The organism is Xenorhabdus bovienii SS-2004 (genome assembly GCF_000027225.1).
In the GTDB taxonomy this organism is placed as follows: domain Bacteria; phylum Pseudomonadota; class Gammaproteobacteria; order Enterobacterales; family Enterobacteriaceae; genus Xenorhabdus; species Xenorhabdus bovienii_C.
On sequence record NC_013892.1, the window covers coordinates 503,935 to 527,055 of the forward strand.

20 protein-coding genes, 2 tRNA genes and 1 rRNA gene are annotated in these 23,121 nt (G+C 45.2%); 20 read left to right on the top strand and 3 right to left on the bottom strand.

What is annotated here, in order from left to right:
- Positions 1 to 284 precede the first annotated feature (284 nt).
- The 11 genes from udp to hemB all read left to right on the top strand — a co-directional run bounded on the left by udp (position 285) and on the right by hemB (position 9,821).
- Entirely contained in the window at positions 285 to 1,040 is a 756-nt protein-coding gene (gene udp, locus XBJ1_RS02165) for a uridine phosphorylase (protein WP_012987107.1), read from the top strand.
- A 128-nt stretch (positions 1,041 to 1,168) separates the two neighbouring features.
- Positions 1,169 to 1,951 carry a tyrosine-protein phosphatase gene (locus XBJ1_RS02170; protein ID WP_012987108.1) on the top strand — a complete coding sequence of 261 codons (783 nt, stop codon included), beginning with the start codon at positions 1,169 to 1,171 and terminating at the stop codon, positions 1,949 to 1,951.
- Between the two features lie 77 nt (positions 1,952 to 2,028).
- Positions 2,029 to 2,559 carry a DedA family protein gene (locus XBJ1_RS02175; protein WP_012987109.1) on the top strand — a complete coding sequence of 177 codons (531 nt, stop codon included), beginning with the start codon at positions 2,029 to 2,031 and terminating at the stop codon, positions 2,557 to 2,559.
- A gap of 119 nt (positions 2,560 to 2,678) precedes the next feature.
- A complete protein-coding gene (rmuC, locus tag XBJ1_RS02180) occupies positions 2,679 to 4,034 on the top strand; it encodes a DNA recombination protein RmuC (protein ID WP_012987110.1) in 1,356 nt (451 codons plus the stop codon).
- A 75-nt stretch (positions 4,035 to 4,109) separates the two neighbouring features.
- A complete protein-coding gene (gene ubiE, locus XBJ1_RS02185; protein WP_012987111.1) occupies positions 4,110 to 4,865 on the top strand; it encodes a bifunctional demethylmenaquinone methyltransferase/2-methoxy-6-polyprenyl-1,4-benzoquinol methylase UbiE in 756 nt (251 codons plus the stop codon).
- A gap of 1 nt (position 4,866) precedes the next feature.
- Positions 4,867 to 5,517 carry a ubiquinone biosynthesis protein UbiJ gene (gene ubiJ / locus XBJ1_RS02190; RefSeq protein WP_012987112.1) on the top strand — a complete coding sequence of 217 codons (651 nt, stop codon included), beginning with the start codon at positions 4,867 to 4,869 and terminating at the stop codon, positions 5,515 to 5,517.
- Positions 5,507 to 7,135, top strand: a complete 1,629-nt coding sequence (gene ubiB, locus XBJ1_RS02195) for a ubiquinone biosynthesis regulatory protein kinase UbiB (protein ID WP_012987113.1) — start codon at positions 5,507 to 5,509, stop codon at positions 7,133 to 7,135. The genes ubiJ and ubiB overlap by 11 nt, the downstream gene beginning before the upstream one ends.
- 87 nt (positions 7,136 to 7,222) lie before the next feature.
- The gene (tatA, locus tag XBJ1_RS02200; RefSeq protein ID WP_012987114.1) at positions 7,223 to 7,471 is read left to right on the top strand and encodes a twin-arginine translocase TatA/TatE family subunit; all 249 of its coding nucleotides are present in this window, start codon (positions 7,223 to 7,225) and stop codon (positions 7,469 to 7,471) included.
- A gap of 3 nt (positions 7,472 to 7,474) precedes the next feature.
- Positions 7,475 to 7,903: a Sec-independent protein translocase protein TatB gene (tatB, locus tag XBJ1_RS02205; protein ID WP_012987115.1), complete on the top strand. Its 429-nt coding sequence runs from the start codon at positions 7,475 to 7,477 to the stop codon at positions 7,901 to 7,903.
- A 3-nt stretch (positions 7,904 to 7,906) separates the two neighbouring features.
- Complete coding sequence (tatC, locus tag XBJ1_RS02210; protein WP_012987116.1) at positions 7,907 to 8,686, top strand: Sec-independent protein translocase subunit TatC; 780 nt, start codon at positions 7,907 to 7,909, stop codon at positions 8,684 to 8,686.
- Positions 8,687 to 8,804: 118 nt separating this feature from the next.
- Positions 8,805 to 9,821 (top strand): porphobilinogen synthase, encoded by a 1,017-nt coding sequence (gene hemB, locus XBJ1_RS02215; protein ID WP_012987117.1) that lies wholly within the window; start codon positions 8,805 to 8,807, stop codon positions 9,819 to 9,821.
- Between the two features lie 65 nt (positions 9,822 to 9,886).
- Here the strand turns inward: hemB and rfaH are convergent, their stop codons facing one another.
- Entirely contained in the window at positions 9,887 to 10,375 is a 489-nt protein-coding gene (rfaH, locus tag XBJ1_RS02220; protein WP_012987118.1) for a transcription/translation regulatory transformer protein RfaH, read from the bottom strand.
- Between the two features lie 384 nt (positions 10,376 to 10,759).
- On the opposite strand from rfaH, the gene ubiD reads away from it, so the two are divergent.
- Positions 10,760 to 12,232: a 4-hydroxy-3-polyprenylbenzoate decarboxylase gene (gene ubiD / locus XBJ1_RS02225; protein WP_012987119.1), complete on the top strand. Its 1,473-nt coding sequence runs from the start codon at positions 10,760 to 10,762 to the stop codon at positions 12,230 to 12,232.
- A 10-nt stretch (positions 12,233 to 12,242) separates the two neighbouring features.
- Positions 12,243 to 12,944 (top strand): NAD(P)H-flavin reductase, encoded by a 702-nt coding sequence (fre, locus tag XBJ1_RS02230; protein ID WP_012987120.1) that lies wholly within the window; start codon positions 12,243 to 12,245, stop codon positions 12,942 to 12,944.
- Between the two features lie 152 nt (positions 12,945 to 13,096).
- Here fre and fadA read toward each other — a convergent pair whose 3' ends face one another.
- Both fadA and fadB read right to left on the bottom strand, forming a co-directional pair.
- Entirely contained in the window at positions 13,097 to 14,260 is a 1,164-nt protein-coding gene (fadA, locus tag XBJ1_RS02235) for an acetyl-CoA C-acyltransferase FadA (RefSeq protein WP_012987121.1), read from the bottom strand.
- 11 nt (positions 14,261 to 14,271) lie between these two features.
- Positions 14,272 to 16,458 carry a fatty acid oxidation complex subunit alpha FadB gene (fadB, locus tag XBJ1_RS02240; RefSeq protein WP_012987122.1) on the bottom strand — a complete coding sequence of 729 codons (2,187 nt, stop codon included), beginning with the start codon at positions 16,456 to 16,458 and terminating at the stop codon, positions 14,272 to 14,274.
- 274 nt (positions 16,459 to 16,732) lie between these two features.
- Between fadB and pepQ the strand changes: the two genes are divergently transcribed.
- The 7 genes from pepQ to XBJ1_RS02275 all read left to right on the top strand — a co-directional run bounded on the left by pepQ (position 16,733) and on the right by XBJ1_RS02275 (position 23,031).
- Complete coding sequence (gene pepQ / locus XBJ1_RS02245) at positions 16,733 to 18,067, top strand: Xaa-Pro dipeptidase (protein ID WP_012987124.1); 1,335 nt, start codon at positions 16,733 to 16,735, stop codon at positions 18,065 to 18,067.
- Positions 18,067 to 18,678 carry an IMPACT family protein gene (locus XBJ1_RS02250; RefSeq protein WP_012987125.1) on the top strand — a complete coding sequence of 204 codons (612 nt, stop codon included), beginning with the start codon at positions 18,067 to 18,069 and terminating at the stop codon, positions 18,676 to 18,678. Before pepQ ends, XBJ1_RS02250 begins: the two co-directional genes overlap by 1 nt.
- Before the next feature lie 37 nt (positions 18,679 to 18,715).
- Positions 18,716 to 20,167 (top strand): Trk system potassium transporter TrkH, encoded by a 1,452-nt coding sequence (gene trkH, locus XBJ1_RS02255; RefSeq protein WP_012987126.1) that lies wholly within the window; start codon positions 18,716 to 18,718, stop codon positions 20,165 to 20,167.
- A gap of 36 nt (positions 20,168 to 20,203) precedes the next feature.
- On the top strand, positions 20,204 to 20,752 hold the full coding sequence (gene hemG, locus XBJ1_RS02260; protein WP_012987127.1) for a menaquinone-dependent protoporphyrinogen IX dehydrogenase: 549 nt from the start codon (positions 20,204 to 20,206) through the stop codon (positions 20,750 to 20,752).
- A gap of 393 nt (positions 20,753 to 21,145) precedes the next feature.
- Positions 21,146 to 22,688: ribosomal RNA gene (locus tag XBJ1_RS02265) — 16S ribosomal RNA — on the top strand.
- Positions 22,689 to 22,753: 65 nt separating this feature from the next.
- Positions 22,754 to 22,830 (top strand) — tRNA-Ile (locus XBJ1_RS02270).
- A gap of 125 nt (positions 22,831 to 22,955) precedes the next feature.
- A tRNA-Ala gene (locus XBJ1_RS02275) sits at positions 22,956 to 23,031 on the top strand.
- The last annotated feature ends 90 nt before the right edge of the window (positions 23,032 to 23,121 follow it).

A 23,121-nucleotide genomic window follows, 5' to 3' on the forward strand; every position in this document is an offset into this window, starting at 1 on the left:
ATCCACCCCACTTTTGCGGGATTAAAACAGAATATGGCGGGTTATACCGAGGTTTTGCCGTTTGATGCTTGTTGACTCTGTGACGGAGTAATAAGTATTGGCCTTATTTGAATCTTATACTCAGTCCGTCATTTTGGATTATGAATGTGATTTTTATCACAAAATTATGTATGTGTTTCTTTATCTTTATCAATTAAAGATGATTTTTATCACTAAAAAGTGTCAGATTAGGCACTAAATTTAGGTATCCCTGTTTTTGAATTATTTCCGTTGAGGAGCTCGATATGTCTGATGTATTTCATTTAGGTATCACCAAAAGCGATCTGCAAGGAGCGACTTTGGCTATTGTTCCAGGCGATCCCAACCGTGTTGAAAAAATTGCAAAATTGATGGATAACCCTGTTCATCTGGCTTCTCATCGTGAATTTACGACATGGCGCGCAGAAATTGACGGAAAGCCCGTGGTTGTCTGCTCCACGGGTATCGGTGGCCCTTCAACGTCAATTGCTGTAGAAGAATTGGCGCAATTGGGGGTGAGTACTTTCCTGCGGATCGGGACAACCGGTGCGATCCAGCCGCACATTAATGTGGGTGATGTATTGGTCACGACAGCGGCAGTTCGTCTGGATGGGGCTAGCCTGCACTTCGCACCAATGGAATTCCCGGCGGTGGCTGATTTTGAATGTACCAACGCACTGTATGCAGCGGCAAAAGCATCAGGATCGGCCACCCACGTTGGTATAACGGCTTCTTCCGATACGTTCTATCCGGGGCAGGAGCGTTACGATACATACTCTGGTCGTGTCGTCCGCCGTTTTCAAGGCTCCATGCAAGAGTGGCAGCAAATGGGGGTGATGAATTATGAAATGGAATCAGCCACTTTGCTGACGATGTGTGCAAGTCAGGGGCTGCGCGCTGGTATGGTGGCAGGGGTGATCGTCAACCGGACGCAACAGGAAATTCCAGATGTGGAACTGTTGAAAAAAACCGAAAGCAACGCTTTGGGAATCGTAGTTGATGCCGCCCGCCGTTTGCTGTAATCGCTTTCATTAAGGGCCAGAACACTCTGGCTCGATCTTTCTGCTTATCTTTCTTTCATTCTAAAATCTGATAATGTCATAACGCTTTTTATCAATAACGATCTATTTAAATCATAACAAGAGTAACTATGACCACAACATTGCTATCCCATCCTTCATTACTCCCCTTACATGGTGGCATTAACTTCCGTGATTTCGGTAATAAGACGCTGCATAATGGTGCAAAAATTAAATCAGGGCTGTTATTCCGCTCTGGCTCTTTGGACATGTTGACTGAAAATGATCAGACTTTTTTGATGAGCAAAAACCTTTTCCAGATCATTGATTATCGTGATAGCAGCGAAATTGAGGATAAACCAGATCGAGTGTGGCGTGGGGCGAATTATCATCATGCTCCGGCCAATCCACTCTCTAAGGAAGTTGATGCCAATCTGGAAAAATTGGGTCAGGAACGTCTGGAGCAGTTTGATGAACGAGCATTCATGCTGCGTTTATACGAATTATTGCCAATCAGCAATCCTGCTTACAAAAAGCTGGCTAATCTATTGGTGCAACCAGAGAAAGGCGGAATTTTACAGCATTGCGCAGTGGGTAAAGACAGAACTGGCGTTGGATCTGCGCTGGTGCTGTTTGCTCTGGGAGCAGATTTGGATACGGTAATGGAAGACTATTTAGTCACCAACGTTACGCTGGCACCGTATCGGGAATATCTCTTGAATGAACATGCAAAAGTCATGAGTGACCGTGTGATTGAAAAATTTGCTTATGTTTATTCAGTGCAGGAAGAGTTTTTACTAACGGCCTTAAATAGTATTAACCAGCATTATGGCAGTGTGGATATCTGGCTGGAAAAAGATATCGGGCTGGATATGACAGCACGTGAAAAATTACAAAGTTATTTTCTTGAATAAAAATACTGAGTTAGCATTGGTTTATATATCAGGTGCTAACTTGGTACATCTGATGAATTGATACAGGAACAGCTAATTTGAGTTTGCATGAAATTATCGAACTGGTCACAGACTTCGTAAAAGCCCATGAATATTGGGCAATCCCCATTGTTTTTCTACTTGCTTTTGGTGAATCTCTGGCATTTATCTCCCTGCTGTTGCCTGCGACGATCATTTTATTAGGATTGGGGGCGTTGATTGGTGAAAGCGGGTTAAATTTTTGGCCAATATGGATAGCGGCAGCAGCGGGAGCCTTTTTTGGCGATTGGGTTTCCTATCTGTTTGGTGCCCACTACAAGGACAATGTCGGCAAGATGTGGCCACTGTCACGTCATCCGCAAATGTTAGTGCGCGGCCATCGATTTTTTGAACGCTGGGGAGTTTGGGGTGTTTTCATCGGGCGTTTTTTTGGTCCATTGAGAGCTGTTATACCACTGGTAGCGGGTATTTGCGCCATGCCGAAACGTCATTTCCAGCTTGCCAATTTTGCCTCTGCGCTGATTTGGGCCTTCGGTATTTTGGCTCCGGGAGCGTTTGGTTTACGCTGGCTGGCAGAATGGATGGGCTAATTGCGAGCCGCTTTGCAAACTGAAAGAAACTCATTAAAGAATCTGGACATCTATACAGCATCTATTTAACTTACATTAAGGTGAAGTTAACCGGGGTGAAGTCAGTGGGAGGCGTATAGGTGGATATCCAGTGGTTATACATGCTGATTGGCAGTTTAAGTGGATTGCTGGGCGGAGGGATTTTCGTCTGGCTTTCTGTTCACCAGCGAATTCAACAGAAAGAGTTGGAACTGCGTGAACTGCATAGTCAGCTTGCTATCAGCCATGAAAAGTTAGAACAGTCCCACTATTGGCGTACTGAGTGTGATCAATTAAATCAAGAACTGCTGGCACAGCGCGAAATCAACAGTGTACAGGAAGTTGAATTACGAGAATTAAGCACACGGCTTGAAGAGAGCAGGCTGGCCGCAGAAGAAAAACAGCGTCTATTGATCAATAGTGAACAACGCCTCAATACCCAATTTGAAAATCTCGCCAATCGTATTTTTGAGCAGAATCGGCGTCGTACCGATGAATACAGCCGCCAAAGCCTTAATGACCTCCTGATGCCTTTTCGCGAGCAGCTTGACGGGTTCCGTAGTCAAGTACAGGATAGTTTCGGACAGGAAGCTCGCGAACGCCATACTCTGACCCATGAAATCCGCAATCTCCAGCAACTTAATGCACAAATGGCAAAAGAGGCGATCAACCTGACGAAAGCTCTGAAAGGGGATAATAAAATGCAGGGCGATTGGGGCGAAATGGTGTTGGCACGTGTTTTGGAATCTTCCGGTTTACGTGAAGGATATGAATTTCATACACAGGTCAACATTAAAACAGAAAACGGTGAGCGCTTTCAGCCTGATGTCATCGTGCATTTGCCGCAGGAAAAAGATGTCATTATTGATGCCAAAATGTCACTGATCGCCTATGAACGTTACTTTAACAGTGATGATGACACGCAGCAGGCACAAGCGTTACAGGAGCATATAAACTCAATCAAAGGACATATTCGGGGGCTGAGCCGGAAAGATTATCAACAATTGCCCGGTTTACGGTCGCTGGATTATGTTTTGATGTTTATCCCCATAGAACCGGCTTATTTGGTGGCACTTAATCAAGCACCTGAATTACTGGATGAAGCATTGAAACATAATATTATGCTGGTTAGTCCATCAACACTTCTGGTTGCCGTGCGTACCATTAATAATCTTTGGCGCTATGAATATCAGAGTCAGAATGCACGCCTTATTGCGGACAAAGCAACCAGAATGTATGACAAGATGCGGTTGTTTGTGGATGATATGCAAGGGTTGGGACACAGCCTCAATAAAGCACAGGAGAGTTACCATCTGGCAATGAAAAAACTGGCTGAGGGGCGGGGAAACCTGATTAGTCAGGCTGAAGGGTTCCGTGATTTAGGTGTTGATGTTAAGCGCCCTATTGATTCACAGCTTATTGATAAATCTTTCCAATCATTGCAGGTTAATGAATGAAGTGTGGATAGGGTTTTGTCAGAAAGGCTGGTACACTTGCTATAAATTTTTTTGAATAAAAAGCGGGCAAATAACATGGCTGATCAATCGAAAAAAACTACAGATTTTGGTTTCCGCACCGTAGAAAAAGATGAAAAACAAAATATGGTGGCCGAGGTATTTCACTCTGTCGCTTCGAAATACGACTTAATGAATGATTTGATGTCATTTGGCATTCATCGTATCTGGAAACGTTTCACCATTGATGCAAGTGGAATTCGCCGTGGTCATAAGGTGTTGGATCTTGCGGGAGGAACCGGGGATCTGACGGCGAAGTTTTCCCGCATCGTGGGAGAGAAAGGTGAAGTCGTACTGGCGGATATCAACGAATCGATGTTGAAAGTGGGGCGTGAGAAACTACGTGATATCGGTATCGTAGGCAATGTTAATTATGTTCAGGCCAATGCGGAAGAACTGCCTTTTTCAGACAATTACTTTGACTGTATTACCATCTCTTTTGGCCTGCGCAATGTGACGGATAAAGAAAAAGCCTTGCGCTCTATGTGCCGAGTACTTAAACCCGGTGGGCGTCTTTTGGTGCTGGAATTCTCCAAACCCATGCTGGCACCTTTGAGCAAAGTTTATGATGCTTATTCGTTCCATGTTTTACCCCGAATTGGCCAGATGATTGTCAAGGATGCGGACAGTTACCGTTACCTGACAGAATCCATCCGTATGCACCCTGATCAGGAAACATTAAAATCTTTGATGGAAGAAGCGGGCTTTGACCAAGTTTCTTACACCAATATGACCGGGGGGATCGTTGCACTGCATAAAGGATTCAAATTCTGAAATGGAGACGCCCGAATTAAGTGACAACCTGAATTCTACGGTGTTGTTTCCGGTGCTGACTGCGTTTCTGGAAACGACTCTGAATCATCTTCTGTACCGTGAAACCGTATTGAAGTCCTCCCGCATGAGGCTGGCAGGTAAGGTACTGTCCATTGAATTGAAAGAAATTAAAACACCACTGGTATTGATATTCAGTGAAAAACAGGTGGATGTTTTGAGCCAATGGTCAGAGTCTGCCGACTGTTCGATGAAAACGACGTTCACTGCGTTACTCAAATTGCGAGATCGTCACTGTCTTTCATCTCTGATTAACAGTGGTGAAATTGTTATCGAAGGGGATATGCAAGTTATGCAGCAATGGTCGGCTTTGCTGGATATGTCTGAGTGGGATCCTGCTCATTATCTTTCCCCTTATGTTGGCGATATTGTGGCAGAAGGCCTCAGCCGGGTGATGAAGGGAAGCATTAAACTTGCCAGTAATGCCATTACAAGGCAGAAAACCTACCTTACAGAATCATTGACGGAAGAGTGGCGAGTGGCGCCCAATCCGCTGGAAGTGGCTTACTTTAGTGAAGAAGTCAATGCAGTTGCCAATGATATGTCTCATATGGAAAAACGGCTGGCGGCACTGGAGGGAAAATATGACTCCTAGTGAGATAAAACGCCTTTACTTTATTGTTCGGGTCTTTCTTTCCTATGGCTTAGATGAGCTGATCCCCAATATTCGTCTGACATGGCCGTTGCGCTTCGGGCGTTATTTCTTGTTCTGGCTTCCCAATCGACACAAGGATAAACCACTCGGTGAGCGGTTACGCCTGGCATTGCAAGAACTTGGCCCAGTGTGGATCAAGTTTGGTCAAATGCTTTCTACCCGTCGGGATCTGTTTCCTCCAGCTATCGCCGATCAACTCTCAATGTTGCAGGATCGGGTTGTTTCTTTTGATGGTGCCGTGGCTCGCAAATCCATTGAAATTGCTTTGGGGGGACCGCTGGAAACATGGTTTGATGATTTTGACTCACAGCCATTGGCTTCAGCTTCTATTGCACAGGTGCATACTGCTCGGCTTAAGGAGAATGGTAAGGAAGTTGTTCTTAAGGTGATCCGTCCAGATATCCTGCCTGTTATTAAAGCGGATGTCCGTTTAATGTACCGTATGGCGCATCTGGTTCCTTTACTGCCCGATGGCTATCGTCTTCGCCCGCGTGAAGTTGTGCGTGAGTACGAAAAAACGTTGCTTGATGAACTGAATTTATTGCGTGAAGCAGCAAATGCGATCCAACTGCGTCGCAATTTTGAAGATAGCTCAATGCTTTACGTGCCAGAAATTTATCCTGATTATTGTCGGGAGAATGTACTGGTCATGGAGCGTATTTATGGCATTCCCGTGTCAGACATTGCTATGTTGGAAGCACGGAACACGGATATGAAACTGCTTGCGGAACGTGGTGTGCAGGTGTTCTTCACGCAGGTATTTCGTGACAGTTTTTTCCATGCGGACATGCATCCCGGCAATATTTTTGTCAGTTATGAACGGCCGGAAGATCCGACTTATATCGGCATTGATTATGGTATTGTTGGTTCATTGAACAAAGACGATAAGCGCTATTTGGCAGAAAACTTCATTGCTTTCTTCAATCGTGATTACCGCAGAGTGGCTGAACTTCATGTGGATTCTGGTTGGGTTCCAGCCGATATTAATGTGGAAGATTTCGAGTTTGCTATCCGTACGGTCTGTGAACCTATTTTTGAAAAGCCGCTGGCTGAAATCTCATTTGGTCATGTCCTGTTGAATCTCTTCAATACGGCTCGCCGTTTTAATATGGCGGTTCAACCTCAGTTGGTTTTGCTGCAAAAAACGCTGCTGTATATTGAAGGCTTAGGGCGCCAGCTTTATCCTCAGCTTGATTTATGGAAAACAGCAAAACCTTTTCTGGAAGATTGGTTACACGATCAGGTTGGTATTCCGGCGATTGTGCGCGCATTTAAAGAAAAAGCGCCATATTGGGCTGAAAAATTACCCGAATTCCCTGAGCTGGTTTATGGTGCTCTTCAACAGCATAAACGTTTGCAGACGAGCATTGATCAGATATCGCAGCAATTACAGAAACAACAGGTCAGCCAGAAAAAATCTCTCTATTTACTGGGGATCGGCGCGACATTGTTTATCTGTGGTAGTCTGTTTTTCATGACTGACAAGATTCATCTATCGTGGTGGTTGATGGGGGCGGCAGTCATATCGTGGATATTTGGTTGGCGCAGGCTTAAGTAAAGGTTATTTTGCCGTAGCCTTAATAGTGTGGTTGCGGTATTTTTGAACATATTAGTCGTTATTATTCCCTATGAATAGAGGTCAGTCATGATAAGCATCCCACAATTACTCATTATTGCTGTCATTGTCGTATTGCTATTTGGTACCAATAAGCTTCGCTCTCTGGGTTCAGACTTGGGAGCATCGATCAAAGGTTTTAAAAAAGCGATAAGTGATGATGAAAAGTCAGATCAAGCTGAGAAAAATAGCCATGATGCTGATTTTGACACCAAAAGTATTGCTGAAAAGTCCACTGTTGCCGAAAAATCAGAGAGCAAAAATAAAGAGCAGGTATAAACCGTGTTTGACATTGGTTTTAGCGAACTGCTGTTGGTGATGGTGATTGGTCTGGTTGTTTTGGGGCCAGAACGCTTGCCTATAGCAGTCAAAACAGTAGCTGGCTGGATACGGGTATTACGCTCGCTGGCGGCTAATGTCCAGAATGAACTTGCTCAGGAGCTAAAAGTGCAAGAGCTTCAGGACAGCTTAAAAAAAATGGAAGAAAAAGTAGATTTGCAATCATTGTCCCCAGAATTAAAGGCATCGATGGACGAGTTAAGGGAGGCTGCTGAATCGCTGAAAAAATCGTATCAGCTGACTCCTGAAGAGGCTAAAGCGTTAGAAGAGGATGAAACACATTTTCATTCTTCTGTATCTCACTCAGTACCAGAATCGGCGTCAAAACAAAATAAAAATCAATCTCCTGAAAAAGCCAATAGTGAACACTAAAACATGTCTGTGGATGATACCCAACCTCTTATCGGTCACTTGATTGAGCTGCGTAAGCGGATTTTAAATAGTTTGATTACCGTGCTGGTGATTTTTCTGGCACTGGTTTATTTTTCTAATGATATTTATCGGCTTATTGCTGCACCGTTAATGGAACAGTTACCGAAGGGAGCAAATATGATTGCGACAGATGTCGCATCGCCTTTCTTTACGCCAATCAAACTGACTATTATGGTGTCTATCGTTGTATCGGCACCGATGATCCTGTATCAGGTCTGGGCATTTATTGCACCAGCATTATATAAACACGAGCGCCGTTTGATCATGCCCCTGCTGTTTTCCAGCAGTGTACTGTTTTATCTGGGCATGGCATTTGCTTACTTTGTGGTATTTCCCATTGCATTTGGTTTTTTTGTCAAAACCGTGCCAGCAGGGGTGGTCATTTCGACAGATATCAGTAATTACCTGAGTTTTGTCATGGCCCTCTTTATGGCGTTTGGTGTTTCATTTGAGGTGCCGGTAGCCATTATTTTGTTGTGTTGGAGTGGAGTTGTAACGCCTGAATCCCTGAAAAGAAAACGTCCTTACATTTTGGTTGGTGCGTTTGTGGTTGGCATGTTGCTAACACCTCCGGATGTTTTCTCGCAAACTTTGCTGGCTATCCCGATGTATCTGTTATTTGAAGTGGGAATTCTGCTTTCTCAGTTTTATGTGGGTGGACGAAAATCAGGCAGAGCAGAAAACGAATCTGAATATGATGAAGGTAACAATCCAGAAAAATAACTAGCCATCTGCCATTGATGATTATCGCTAACTGAATGATGGTGTTAAGATTATTAGCGGAGCGATGACAACATTAACCCGGCGTATTGTCGCTGGGTTTTACATTAGGAGAGCAGTAATGAGCTATGTATTTCCAGGTACGTTTCCTGGTCGTCGTATGCGCCGTGTACGTCGTCATGATTTTTCCCGCCGTCTGGTTGCTGAAAATCAACTCACTGTCAATGATCTGATTTATCCCGTTTTTGTTATGGAAGGGATTAATCAACGTCAAGAAGTGTCTTCTATGCCAGGAGTGTATCGTCTGACAATTGATCTTTTGCTGAAGGAAGCCGAAGAGATTGCCCGACTGGGTATTCCTGTTTTGTCTCTGTTCCCAGCCATTGAAGCAGACAAAAAATCACTGGATGCGCAGGAATCCTATAACCCTGATGGTTTGATTCAGCGCTCTATTCGTGCATTGAAAAATGAGGTTCCTGAGCTGGGATTACTGACAGATGTGGCACTGGACCCATTTACCACGCATGGACAGGATGGTGTCATTGATCAGGATGGGTATGTCATCAATGATATTACCAAAGAGATTCTGGTTAAGCAGGCGCTATCCCATGCTGAAGCTGGGGCTGAAATCGTTGCACCGAGCGATATGATGGATGGCCGTATTGGTGCCATTCGTGATCAGCTTGAGGTCGATGGCTATATCAACACGCAGATTATGGCTTACTCAGCCAAATATGCCTCTTGTTACTATGGGCCATTCAGAGATGCAATTGGCTCTAGCGGTAATTTGAAAGGCGGCAATAAGATGACCTATCAGATGGATCCAGCAAACAGCGATGAAGCGTTGCAGGAAATTGCACAGGATTTGCAAGAAGGGGCGGATAGCGTCATGGTCAAACCAGGTATGCCTTATCTGGATGTGATCCGTAGGGTGAAAGATACTTTTGGTGTGCCAACATTCGCTTATCAGGTTTCTGGTGAATATGCGATGCATGTGGCTGCTATCCAAAATGGTTGGTTGAAAGAACAGCCAGCCATTATGGAATCATTGCTGTGCTTCAAACGTGCGGGTGCCGATGGCGTACTGACTTATTTTGCCAAGCGTGTAGCACAATGGTTGAATGAGCAGAAATACTGATTATTTTTAATGAAATAGATAAAAAACAGATAATAAAAACGGGCAAAGTAGCCCGTTTTTGCTGATTAAATTTTAATGAATTGCTTATTATCTAATATTTTGGATACTTCTTTGTTGAGAATATTTAATAGGAGAATTGAGCGGGTTTCTCCATCCGGCTCATTATAAATTGCTTGAATACCTTCGAAAATTCCTTCAGTTATCAGTACAGTATCACCAGTAATTGGGGTTTCAGGTGCGATATATTCCTGTTCTGTTGCGGACATTAATTCATCAATCAACGTTTGTGGGACAACAGCAGGATAAGTGCTGAAACGAATAAAATGATTGACGCCTCGCGTTGAATTGATAGTCGTGGTATGAATAATCTCTGGATCAAAATTCACAAAAAGGTAATTGGGAAAAAGGGGTTCAGTGACGGTAGTTCTTTTACCCCGAACGATTTTTTCAATTTTGGCTGTAGGTGTCAGGCAAATAACATCCTGTCTCTCTAAATGTCCTATTGCTCGAGAAATTTGCCCGCGTTTACAGTACAGAAGATACCAGCTTCCCATAATATTCCGACTCCATTACACAATATGTCTAGCATAACAAAACCAAGGCTTCAGGATCATCAATAAAGTCAGAATGTGTGTAACGTGTATACCTGATAGATTGCAAATTACAGCGCAGTGGCAAGTGAATGAACGCAGTCAACAAAACAGCAATTTGAAAGATGAGTGAAGGATTCAGACTTTTTCAGCACGGTAAAACATTCCCTGAATAATGTGATACACAGGCATTAGTTGATTGGATACCATTTTGCTGCATCTGAGCAGTTAAACTCACAAAATATAAATAAATGCATTTATTTTTAGTAAGTTATGAGTTTGCCTTGTAACCACCATGGGAGGGTTTATAATGTTCTTCCTCCTTAAAAACCGGCACAAATGAATAATATGAAATACCGTGATCTACGAGACTTTCTTTCCTTGTTGGAACAATCAGGTGAATTAAAACGAATTCGTATGGAGGTTGATCCTTATCTGGAAATGACAGAAATCGCGGATCGTACTCTTCGTGCCGGTGGTCCTGCCTTATTATTTGAAAATCCAAAAGGGTATTCAATGCCAGTATTGTGCAATCTGTTTGGGACACCTAAGCGGGTTGCTATGGGAATGGGGCAGGATGATGTCAAGGCATTGCATGATGTTGGCAAATTACTGGCTTTCCTCAAAGAGCCAGAGCCGCCAAAAGGTTTTCGTGATCTGGTCGATAAGCTGCCTAAGTTCAAGCAAGTTCTGAATATGCCAACCAAGCGCCTCAATTCTGCACCTTGTCAGGAGCAAGTCTGGACGGGAGATGAGGTTGATCTTACCCGTATTCCTGTTATGCATTGCTGGCCAGAAGATGCTGCGCCATTGATAACATGGGGGCTTACTGTTACCAGAGGGCCAAATAAAGAGCGCCAGAATTTGGGTATCTACCGTCAGCAGGTTCTGGGTAAAAACAAGCTCATTATGCGTTGGTTATCACACCGTGGTGGAGCGCTCGATTTTCAGGAATGGTGTCAGGCTCATCCGGGAGAGCGTTTCCCTGTTTCTGTTGCGTTGGGTGCTGATCCTGCCACGATATTGGGTGCTGTGACTCCAATTCCTGATACTTTATCTGAATATGCCTTTGCTGGATTGTTGCGTGGGCATAAAACTGAAGTGGTTAAGTGCTTGTCCAATGATCTGGAAGTTCCTGCCAGTGCGGAAATTATCCTTGAAGGGTATATTGAACCGGACGAAATGGCACCGGAAGGGCCATATGGCGATCACACAGGTTATTATAATGAAGTGGATATGTTCCCAGTATTCACTATCACCCATATCACCCAGCGTCGTGACGCTATTTATCATTCCACTTACACTGGCCGTCCACCGGATGAGCCTGCGGTACTGGGTGTGGCGTTGAATGAAGTTCTGGTGCCAATACTACAAAAACAATTTCCTGAAATTGTCGATTTTTACCTGCCACCAGAGGGGTGCTCCTATCGGCTTGCGGTCGTTACGATGAAAAAACAATATGCAGGCCATGCCAAGCGGGTCATGATGGGAGTCTGGTCATATCTACGGCAGTTTATGTACACAAAATTTATTATCGTTTGTGATGATGATATCAACGCGCGAGATTGGAATGATGTCATTTGGGCGATAACTACGCGAATGGACCCGCAGCGAGATACTGTCTTAATGGAAAATACACCGATCGACTATCTCGATTTTGCATCACCGGTTTCTGGGTTAGGCTCAAAAATGGGATTGGATGCAACCAATAAATGGCCAGGAGAGACACAAAGGGAATGGGGGCGCCCGATAGTCATGAGTGATGAAATTCGCGCCCGTGTCGATGAAATTTGGGATAAATTAGAAATTTTGAAGCGATAAGAGGGAACGCATGACAACACTGAGCTGTAAAGTCACATCGGTTGACTCCATTACAGATACCGTTTATCGGGTTCATTTATTACCTGATTCGCCTTTTTCTTTTCGTGCGGGGCAATACCTGATGGTAGTTATGGATGAAAGAGATAAGCGTCCGTTTTCCATGGCATCGCCACCATCAGAAAAACAGACGATCGAGTTGCATATAGGGGCTTCTGAGTTAAACCTGTATGCAATGGCGGTGATGGACAGGATCCTGGATCAGAGAGTGATCGATATAGATATTCCACATGGTCAGGCATGGTTTCGTGAAGATAGTGAAAACCCGATGTTATTGATTGCCGGGGGAACTGGATTCTCTTATACCCGCTCTATTTTACTGTCAGCACTGGAAAAAAATCCGAACCGCGATATCTCGATCTACTGGGGAGGGCGTGAATTACATCACCTCTATGATCTGGGAGAATTGCAGGGATTGAGTGAGTGTTATCCCAATCTGGCTGTGGTGCCTGTGGTTGAACAGGTTGATGAATACTGGCAGGGCAGAACGGGTACGGTCTTGAGTGCAGTCTTAGAAGATTTTGGCAGTTTGGCGAACCATGACATTTATATTGCTGGGCGTTTTGAAATGGCTAAAATTGCCCGTGAACGCTTTTGTAGTGAACGTGATGCGTCTATTGATCGCATGTATGGTGATGCGTTTGAGTTTATCTGATCTGAGTGTTTTTGACCCGACCGTTCGATAACAATAAAAAAACCCGCCCCTGACAGGCGGGAAACGACGGCAACAACTTAATTTCGAGTGATGCAATAGATAAGACAGACAAGGGAAAATGTTAAAAATCTCAATCGTCAGATACTGAACAGCTAAACTCTTTCGATAATTGTAGCAATGCCTTGCCCTAATCCAATACACATAGTTGCCAGCCCGAACTGTACATCTTTGCGTTCCATCAGGTTAAGCAGGGTAGTTGTGATGCGTGCGCCAGAACAGCCTAATGGATGGCCGAGAGCAATTGCACCACCGTTCAGGTTGATCCTATCGTCCATACTATCCAACAGATTCAGCCCTTTCATACAGGCCAGTGATTGGGCTGCAAATGCTTCATTTAATTCAATAAGGCCAATGTCAGCAAGACTCAGGCCTGCTTTTTTCAATGCCATCTGTGTTGCAGGTACAGGGCCATAACCCATGATGGAAGGATCACAGCCAACAACTGCCATCGAACGGATCCGGGCACGTGCTTTCAACCCTAATTCTTTGGCTTTGCTTTCACTCATGATAAGCATCGCAGATGCGCCATCTGAAAGTGCTGAAGAGTTACCCGCCGTGACACTGCCTGTGACAGGATCAAAGACCGGCCGCAGCCCAGCCAGATTTTTCAGGTTGGTATCGGGACGGATCACTTCATCAAAATCGATGAACTTCAGGTTGCCATCAGCATCGTGCCCATGAATTGGTGCGATTTCGTTAGAAAACGCTTTTGATTCTGTCGCTTGTGCGGCTCGTAGATGAGAGCGCAGGGCGAATTCATCTTGCATTTCGCGGCTGATACCGTGCATTTTTGCCAGCATTTCTGCGGTTAAGCCCATAACGCCTGCGGCTTTAGCAACATTGCGGTTTAATTTCGAATGAAAATCGACACCGTGAGTCATGGGAATATGCCCCATATGCTCAACACCGCCAATCATCGCAATGCTGGCATCTCCAGTCATGATCATGCGGGCACCGTCATGCAATGACTGCATTGAAGAACCACACAGACGGTTAACGGTCACAGCAGGGACCGAATGGGGAATACCTGCCAGCAATGCGGAATTACGGGCAATATTGAACCCCTGTTCCAGCGTTTGTTGCACACATCCCCAAGAGATATCGTCGATATGCTCAGGTTGTACTGATGGGTTGCGCTTGAGTATCGATTTCATCAGATGTGCAGAGAGATCTTCGGCACGGACCTGACGGAATACACCACCTTTTGAGCGCCCCATTGGGGTACGAATACCATCAATAATGACTACGTTTTCCATGTTTTCAGACCTCACGCTTTTTCACCTGGATTAACAGCAATTTTGGCTGCGGCAGGGTAGTAACTTTCATTGCTTTCGGATTTCGCTTTCAGGCCAGCGGGAACGTGATACATTGCGCCTAAGTGGGCATAACGTTCAGCCAGTTTCACATAAGCTGCGGTTCCCATCGTATCCAGATAGCGGAAAACACCACCGTGGAATGGCGGGAAGCCTAAACCATAAACCAGCGCCATATCTGCTTCTGCAGGACTGGCAATGACACCTTCTTCCAAGCAGCGAACGACTTCGTTAATCATTGGGATCATGGTACGGGCAATGATATCTTCACCAGAGAAAATTTGTTTCGGGTGACTTATACCTGCCAGCAGTTGATCGACGGTTTCATCTTGCTCTTTTTTCGGCTTGCCTTTTTTGTCTTGGGTGTATTTATAGAAACCTACGTCATTTTTCTGGCCGTAACGCTGATTTTCAAATAATACATCAATGGCATCGTGATAATCGCGAGTCATACGCTCTGGAAAACCTTGTGCCATGACAGCTTGAGCATGATGGGCGGTATCAATGCCAACAACGTCGATGAGATACGCGGGACCCATAGGCCAGCCAAACTCTTTCTCCATGATCTTGTCGATTTGACGGAAATCACCGCCATCACGCAGTAACATGCCGAAGCCTGCCAGATAAGGAAACAATACGCGGTTGACGAAAAAGCCTGGGCAATCATTGACAACAATCGGTGTTTTTCCCATTTTGCTGGCGTAAGCCACAACAGTAGAAATGGTCTTGTCTGAGGTTTTTTCTCCACGGATGATTTCAACCAGCGGCATACGGTGAACTGGATTGAAAAAATGCATACCACAGAAATTTTCCGGACGTTTCAATGATTTTGCCAATTCAGTGATTGGGATCGTGGAGGTATTGGAGGCTAGAATGCAATCATCGTTGATATGTGATTCCGTTTCTGCCAAGACCGCAGCTTTGATCTTCGGGTTCTCAACAACGGCTTCGACAACAATCTGAGATTGCTCAATGCCCGCATAACTGAGTGTTGGCTGAATGGATGACAGAATCTTAGCCATTTTCATAGCATCCAGACGTCCACGCTCAAATTGCTTATGCAATAACTTAGCGGCTTCATTGACACCTAAATCCAGCGCTTTCTGATTAATGTCTTTCATCAGAACAGGAACGCCTTTGCGTGCAGATTGATAGGCGATACCACCACCCATAATACCTGCACCCAGTATCGTTGCATGTTGTGGCACTGTGACTTCTTTCAGATGCTTTTTCGCCAGACCTTTGACATATTGGTCATTCAGGAAGATGCCGACCAAGGCACGGGCAACAGTGGTATGAGCCAGTGGAACAAAACTTTCTGCTTCTAGTTTCAAGGCTTCATCGCGACCCAATGTCGCTGCTTTTTCAATAGTTTTTACAGCAGTAATTGGCGCTGGATAATGTGGACCTGCGACTTTCATCACCATTCCTTTCGCCACGGTGAAGCTCATGGTGCGTTCAACATCATTGAGGTTCAGTGGGGAAAGTTTAGGTTGGCGGGCAGCTTGCCAATCCAGATCGCCTTTGATGGCCAGTTCCAGAATAGAAACAGCAGCATCTACCAGCTTTTCAGTCGGCACAACGGCGTCAATCAGACCATTTTTCAACGCTTCTTCAGCACCAATATCTTTACCTGCGGTGATAATTTCTAGAGCGTTATCTGGGCCAATTAAACGTGGCAGGCGAACAGAGCCACCAAAGCCCGGGATAATGCCTAATTTAGTTTCGGGTAATCCGATGCGAAGATCTGGGGATGCAACACGAAAGTCAGTTGACAGCACTACCTCACAACCCCCGCCAAGTGCATAGCCGTTGATCGCAGAAATAGTAGGAACAGGGAGATCTTCAATACGGCTGAAAATATCATTGGCGAACTTCAGCCATTCCTGAAGTTTTTCTTTTGGTGCATCGAATAATGATAAGAATTCTGTGATGTCTGCACCAACAATAAAGGCTTGTTTTTCAGAACGTAGCAACAGCCCTTTTAATTTAGTTTGTTGCTCAAGGACGGCAACAGCTTTATCCAATGAAGCAACGGTCTTTGTATCTAATTTATTAATTGCAGCTGGTGCATTGAATATCAGTTCTGCAATGCCATCTTTCAGCCAGTTTACTTGAATAGTGTCACTTAGGTAGAGCATGTCAATCTCCTCAATGAGTGCATACCATCTGGTATGACCAGATACGGTTGATTGTGATTAGTGTGTTAATCGAATGCAAACCAATGATGAATTTTTTGTAGAGCGGATCACAGGTAAGATTTATGATGGATGACAATATTTTTTATTATAGTTATGAAAAATATAAATATTGTCAGTCAACCGCACTAAGGTGAGATTTCCCCATGGTGACACTAAAAATAATGAATTGTGGTAAGATTTATACTCCTGCCAGATAATCAAAAGGTTTATAAAAATGGAAAAGTTGGCATCTCTGTACCACGAACATATTAAAATCTTACAAAGACGTGCCCGCGAAATACTGGCACGAAATCAGCTTGACGCTCTACTTATTCACTCTGGCGAGTCATTACGTGTTTTTCTGGATGACTGCGATTATCCTTTCAAGGTAAATGCACACTTCAAGGCTTGGGTGCCTGTGACTAAAGTACCCAATTGCTGGCTATGGGTTGATGGTGTTAATAAACCTAAACTCTGGTTTTATTCACCCGTAGATTATTGGCATAGCGTGGAGGCTTTGCCCAATAGCCACTGGACTGAAGAAGTTGAGTTAATCCATCTGGCAAAAGCCGATGATATCAAAGCAGAATTGAGTGGCTTATCAAAACAGAATACAGCTTATATTGGTGAGCAGACTGAGCGTGCAAAGAACTTGGGTATTCTCGAACACAATATCAATCCCAAAATGGTCTTGGATTATTTGAGTTACCATCGCTCATATAAAACAGATTACGAGCTGGTCTGTATGCGTGAAGCGCAGAAAACTGCCGTAAATGGTCATCTGGCCGCATACGACGCATTTACATCTGGTGTGAGCGAATTCGAAATCAATATGTTCTATTTGATGGCAACAGGGCACCGCGATACAGATGTCCCTTATAATAATATTATTGCCCTGAATGAAAATGCGGCCGTTTTGCATTACACCAAATTACAACAGACGTTACCTTCCGAAATTCGCAGTTTTTTGATTGATGCTGGTGCAGAATATAATGGCTATGTTGCTGATATCACCAGAACTTATGCAGCAAAACATAACAACGATTTCGCTTCACTGATTAAAGATTTAAATGGGGAACAACAAGCGATTATTGGCTCGATCAAGGCGGGTATTCGGTATACTGATTATCATATCAATATGCATCGTCGCATAGCCAAGTTGCTAAAAAAACACGGGATCATTAATGGAATCACTGAAGAAACTATGGTTGAGAAAGGGCTGACAACGCCATTTTTCCCACATGGACTTGGCCATTCACTGGGTCTGCAGGTGCATGACGCTGCTGGATTCATGCAGGATGATACCGGAACCCATCTGGCCGCGCCGACATTACATCCTTATCTGCGTTGCACACGTATTTTGGAGCCGAGGATGGTTTTGACCATTGAACCGGGTATTTATTTCATTGAAACGTTATTGGCACCGTGGCGTGAAAATGAATACAGCAAACATTTCGATTGGAAAAAAATCGACATGTTTAAGCTTTATGGTGGTATTCGCATTGAAGATAACATCGTTATTCACGACGGAAAAATTGAAAATATGACCAGAGATTTACAGTTGTCGTAATGAAGCCTTATTTGATCCCTGCGGCTTCAGTCAATTTCACTGAAGAAATAAAGAAAAGTCGTTTCATCACTCTGCTGGAACACACCAGCGGGGTGAATGAGGCAAAGTTATTTATCCAGAGCATCAAGGAGCAATACCCGGATGCCCGACATCATTGCTGGGCTTTTGTAGCAGGTGCGCCGGATGATTCCCAGCAATTAGGTTTTTCAGATGATGGAGAGCCGACAGGAACTGCTGGTAAGCCCATGATCGCGCAATTAATAGGAAGCGGGATGGGAGAAATCACTGCCGTGTCAGTTCGCTATTTTGGTGGTATCAAACTTGGCACGGGAGGATTGGTTAAAGCCTATGGCAATGGTGTGCAGCAGGCACTGAAATTACTGGAAACAGAATACAAAGTACCGCAGAAACTGTATCAATTGCAGTGTGAATATGCCTATATCTCGATGGTAGAACAATTGCTACAAAAATTCTCAGGGCAAGTGATTGCTAGTGAATATGCTGAAAACGTTACATTGCAAGTTTCACTGCCAGCTACCCTTGCGGGGGAGATAGGTGATAAATTACGTGACTTAAGCCGTGGTGCTCTGTTTTTAACACCAAAATCATAATTATTTTGTCCTACCGGATTTTTGAGGAACCAGCCGAATGCATTTTCGCGCCATAACCCGTATTGTCGGGCTACTTGTCATTCTTTTCTCTGTCACAATGATTATTCCGGGATTGGTGGCATTGATTTATCGAGATGGCGCGGGTAGGGCATTCAGTCAGACATTTATCTTTGCTCTCGTGATTGGTTTAATGTTATGGGTGCCTAATCGGAACCAAAAGCATGACCTTAAACCGAAAGAGGGTTTTTTGATCGTTGTCTTGTTCTGGACAGTTCTGGGAAGTGTCGGTGCATTACCTTTCATTTTCTCAGAGAAACCTAACCTTTCAGTGACTGATGCCTTTTTTGAATCATTTTCAGGCTTGACGACAACAGGGGCAACTACACTTATTGGTCTCGATTCTCTGCCGAAAGCTATCCTCTTCTATCGACAAATGCTGCAATGGCTTGGGGGAATGGGGATCATCGTATTAGCTGTAGCGATTCTGCCCTTGCTCGGTGTCGGGGGAATGCAGCTGTATCGGGCAGAAATGCCGGGGCCATTGAAAGACAATAAAATGCGCCCCCGCATTGCGGAGACCGCAAAAACACTCTGGCTGATCTACGTCTTGCTGACCATTGCCTGTGCAATAGCGTTATGGGCGGCGGGTATGTCGATATTCGATGCGATTTCCCATAGTTTTTCTACAATCGCGATTGGTGGGTTTTCGACACATGATGCCAGCATCGGTTTTTTCAATAGCCCGGCTATTAATACCATTATTGCGATTTTCCTGCTGATCTCTGGCTGTAATTTTGGTTTGCATTTCGCCGTACTTTCTGGACGAAGTTTGAAAGTTTACTGGCGTGATCCGGAATTCCGCATGTTCATTACTATCCAATTGGCATTATTGGTGATCTGTGTGCTGATATTGTGGCAACAATCCATTTACGAATCAGGATTAGATGCACTGAATCATGCTTTCTTTCAAGTGGTTTCGATGGCAACCACGGCTGGATTTACAACAGTCAGTTTTGCCGATTGGCCTCTATTTCTGCCTTTTCTTCTCTTATGTTCTGCATTTATCGGAGGATGTGCGGGATCGACGGGTGGGGGATTAAAAGTTATCCGTATCTTGTTGTTGTTCCTGCAAGGCTCCCGTGAACTAAAACGTCTGGTTCACCCGAACGCCGTATACACCATTAAATTGGGACAAAGAGCATTGCCGGAACGAATTATTGAAGCAGTGTGGGGTTTCTTCTCTGCTTATGTGTTGGTTTTTCTTATTAGCATGCTGTTACTGATTGCAACAGGCGTTGATGAGTTTTCCGCTTTTTCTGCCATAGCCGCAACATTGAATAACTTGGGGCCAGGGTTGGGAGCCGTCTCTGATAACTTTACCACCATGAATCCGGCGGCTAAATGGATATTGGTCGTAACCATGCTGTTTGGACGTTTGGAAGTTTTCACTCTATTAGTTCTGTTCACACCGACTTTTTGGCGTGAATAACTGTGAAGATCAGTCTTTGTTTAAAAAGGTATATTTATGAATTGCTTACTGCTTTATTCCACTCAGGATGGACAGACTAAGAAAATTATTACTTATATCGCTGAAAATCTCCGTCGCGCGGGGGCTGAGTGTGACTTAAGAGATCTGGCGACAATAAAGCACATTAATTTGAAACCTTATCATAAGGTGATGATAGGGGCGTCGATACGCTATGGCCATTTTAATTCCGTATTACATAAGTTCGCTATTCGGCACCAAAAACAATTGAATCAAATGCCGACGGCGTTCTTCGGGGTCAACCTAACGGCAAGAAAACTAGAAAAGAGGACACCAGAAACCAATGCTTATTTACGCAAGTTCTTGATGAAGAGCCCTTGGAAGCCAAATTTATGTGATGTCTTTGCTGGCGCGTTGCTTTATCCCCGCTATCGTTGGCTGGATCGCATCATGATTCAGTTTATTATGCGGATGACAGGTGGAGAAACTGATACAACAAAAGAGATTGAATACACTGATTGGGAGCAGGTCGATCTCTTTTCTGGGAGGTTTCTGCAAATATCATGTGAAAAAGTGCCTCAAAAATAGCCTTTTTGCTGGTTGTTACAGCGTTTTGAGGAAAAAAAACACGAATGGAAAGAAAATTCAAAAAAACTATTGCCAGGCACGGAAAAGTCCCTATAATGCGCCACCACTGACCGACGCTGAGCGAAGACACGCCGCCGAGGACAGCGGGAGAAAAGCCCTGAAAATAAAGGCTTGACACCCGGCGAGGAAAGCGTAAGATACGCAGCCTCACGGCACGGAGCCCTGCTCCGGTCGGACCGCTCTTTAACAATTTAATCAGACAATCTGTGTGGGCACTCACAAGACAGTATCGACAGCATCGCAAGATGCCGAAAACTTTAAAGTCTTAAAGAGTGACTAAAACAGTTAATTCATTACGAACTAACAGTAACAATTCTTTGAGCATCAGACTTTTAATTGAAGAGTTTGATCATGGCTCAGATTGAACGCTGGCGGCAGGCCTAACACATGCAAGTCGAGCGGCAGCGGGGGGAAGCTTGCTTCCCTGCCGGCGAGCGGCGGACGGGTGAGTAATGTCTGGGGATCTGCCCGATGGAGGGGGATAACCACTGGAAACGGTGGCTAATACCGCATAACCTCTTTGGAGCAAAGTGGGGGACCTTCGGGCCTCACGCCATCGGATGAACCCAGATGGGATTAGCTAGTAGGTGGGGTAATGGCTCACCTAGGCGACGATCCCTAGCTGGTCTGAGAGGATGACCAGCCACACTGGGACTGAGACACGGCCCAGACTCCTACGGGAGGCAGCAGTGGGGAATATTGCACAATGGGCGCAAGCCTGATGCAGCCATGCCGCGTGTATGAAGAAGGCCTTCGGGTTGTAAAGTACTTTCAGCGGGGAGGAAGGCAACAGCGTAAACAGCGTTGTTGATTGACGTTACCCGCAGAAGAAGCACCGGCTAACTCCGTGCCAGCAGCCGCGGTAATACGGAGGGTGCAAGCGTTAATCGGAATTACTGGGCGTAAAGCGCACGCAGGCGGTCAATTAAGTTAGATGTGAAATCCCCGGGCTCAACCTGGGAACGGCATCTAAAACTGGTTGACTAGAGTCTCGTAGAGGGGGGTAGAATTCCACGTGTAGCGGTGAAATGCGTAGAGATGTGGAGGAATACCGGTGGCGAAGGCGGCCCCCTGGACGAAGACTGACGCTCAGGTGCGAAAGCGTGGGGAGCAAACAGGATTAGATACCCTGGTAGTCCACGCTGTAAACGATGTCGATTTGGAGGTTGTGCCCTTGAGGCGTGGCTTCCGGAGCTAACGCGTTAAATCGACCGCCTGGGGAGTACGGCCGCAAGGTTAAAACTCAAATGAATTGACGGGGGCCCGCACAAGCGGTGGAGCATGTGGTTTAATTCGATGCAACGCGAAGAACCTTACCTACTCTTGACATCCTCAGAATCTGCCAGAGATGGCGGAGTGCCTTCGGGACCTGAGAGACAGGTGCTGCATGGCTGTCGTCAGCTCGTGTTGTGAAATGTTGGGTTAAGTCCCGCAACGAGCGCAACCCTTATCCTTTGTTGCCAGCACGTGATGGTGGGAACTCAAGGGAGACTGCCGGTGATAAACCGGAGGAAGGTGGGGATGACGTCAAGTCATCATGGCCCTTACGAGTAGGGCTACACACGTGCTACAATGGCAGATACAAAGAGAAGCGACCTCGCGAGAGCAAGCGGAACTCATAAAGTCTGTCGTAGTCCGGATTGGAGTCTGCAACTCGACTCCATGAAGTCGGAATCGCTAGTAATCGTAGATCAGAATGCTACGGTGAATACGTTCCCGGGCCTTGTACACACCGCCCGTCACACCATGGGAGTGGGTTGCAAAAGAAGTAGGTAGCTTAACCTTCGGGGGGGCGCTTACCACTTTGTGATTCATGACTGGGGTGAAGTCGTAACAAGGTAACCGTAGGGGAACCTGCGGTTGGATCACCTCCTTACCTGAATGATAGTGATTGTGCAGTGTCCACACAGATTGTCTGATGAAAATAGAGTATCACGGTATAGGCTTGTAGCTCAGGTGGTTAGAGCGCACCCCTGATAAGGGTGAGGTCGGTGGTTCAAGTCCACTCAGGCCTACCAGACACGTTGACTCCTGGCCCTTTCCAGGGTGACCCGGTGCGGATGCAGCGGTGTTATCTGCGTTGAAACGGCGGGCGGGGAAACGGTCTGCACAGTTGTCTGACAGGCCGGTGATAACACTGTATGGGGCTATAGCTCAGCTGGGAGAGCGCCTGCCTTGCACGCAGGAGGTCAGCGGTTCGATCCCGCTTAGCTCCACCATACAAATCATTTCAGAACCCATGGGGAAAACACCCGTGTGTTGTGAAATTTTTGCTCTTTAACAATCTGGAACAAGCTGAAAATTTGAAA

Bases quoted from the DNA above. Each gene is read 5' to 3' on its own strand.
- fadA (WP_012987121.1), bottom strand. From the start codon at position 14,260: ATGGAAAACGTAGTCATTATTGATGGTATTCGTACCCCAATGGGGCGC.
- hemB (WP_012987117.1), top strand. From the start codon at position 8,805: ATGAGCTATGTATTTCCAGGTACGTTTCCTGGTCGTCGTATGCGCCGT.
- hemG (WP_012987127.1), top strand. From the start codon at position 20,204: ATGAATTGCTTACTGCTTTATTCCACTCAGGATGGACAGACTAAGAAA.
- fadB (WP_012987122.1), bottom strand. From the start codon at position 16,458: ATGCTCTACCTAAGTGACACTATTCAAGTAAACTGGCTGAAAGATGGC.
- pepQ (WP_012987124.1), top strand. From the start codon at position 16,733: ATGGAAAAGTTGGCATCTCTGTACCACGAACATATTAAAATCTTACAA.
- XBJ1_RS02250 (WP_012987125.1), top strand. From the start codon at position 18,067: ATGAAGCCTTATTTGATCCCTGCGGCTTCAGTCAATTTCACTGAAGAA.
- ubiB (WP_012987113.1), top strand. From the start codon at position 5,507: ATGACTCCTAGTGAGATAAAACGCCTTTACTTTATTGTTCGGGTCTTT.
- tatC (WP_012987116.1), top strand. From the start codon at position 7,907: ATGTCTGTGGATGATACCCAACCTCTTATCGGTCACTTGATTGAGCTG.
- XBJ1_RS02170 (WP_012987108.1), top strand. From the start codon at position 1,169: ATGACCACAACATTGCTATCCCATCCTTCATTACTCCCCTTACATGGT.
- rfaH (WP_012987118.1), bottom strand. From the start codon at position 10,375: ATGGGAAGCTGGTATCTTCTGTACTGTAAACGCGGGCAAATTTCTCGA.
- trkH (WP_012987126.1), top strand. From the start codon at position 18,716: ATGCATTTTCGCGCCATAACCCGTATTGTCGGGCTACTTGTCATTCTT.
- tatA (WP_012987114.1), top strand. From the start codon at position 7,223: ATGATAAGCATCCCACAATTACTCATTATTGCTGTCATTGTCGTATTG.
- ubiD (WP_012987119.1), top strand. From the start codon at position 10,760: ATGAAATACCGTGATCTACGAGACTTTCTTTCCTTGTTGGAACAATCA.
- fre (WP_012987120.1), top strand. From the start codon at position 12,243: ATGACAACACTGAGCTGTAAAGTCACATCGGTTGACTCCATTACAGAT.
- udp (WP_012987107.1), top strand. From the start codon at position 285: ATGTCTGATGTATTTCATTTAGGTATCACCAAAAGCGATCTGCAAGGA.
- ubiJ (WP_012987112.1), top strand. From the start codon at position 4,867: ATGGAGACGCCCGAATTAAGTGACAACCTGAATTCTACGGTGTTGTTT.
- ubiE (WP_012987111.1), top strand. From the start codon at position 4,110: ATGGCTGATCAATCGAAAAAAACTACAGATTTTGGTTTCCGCACCGTA.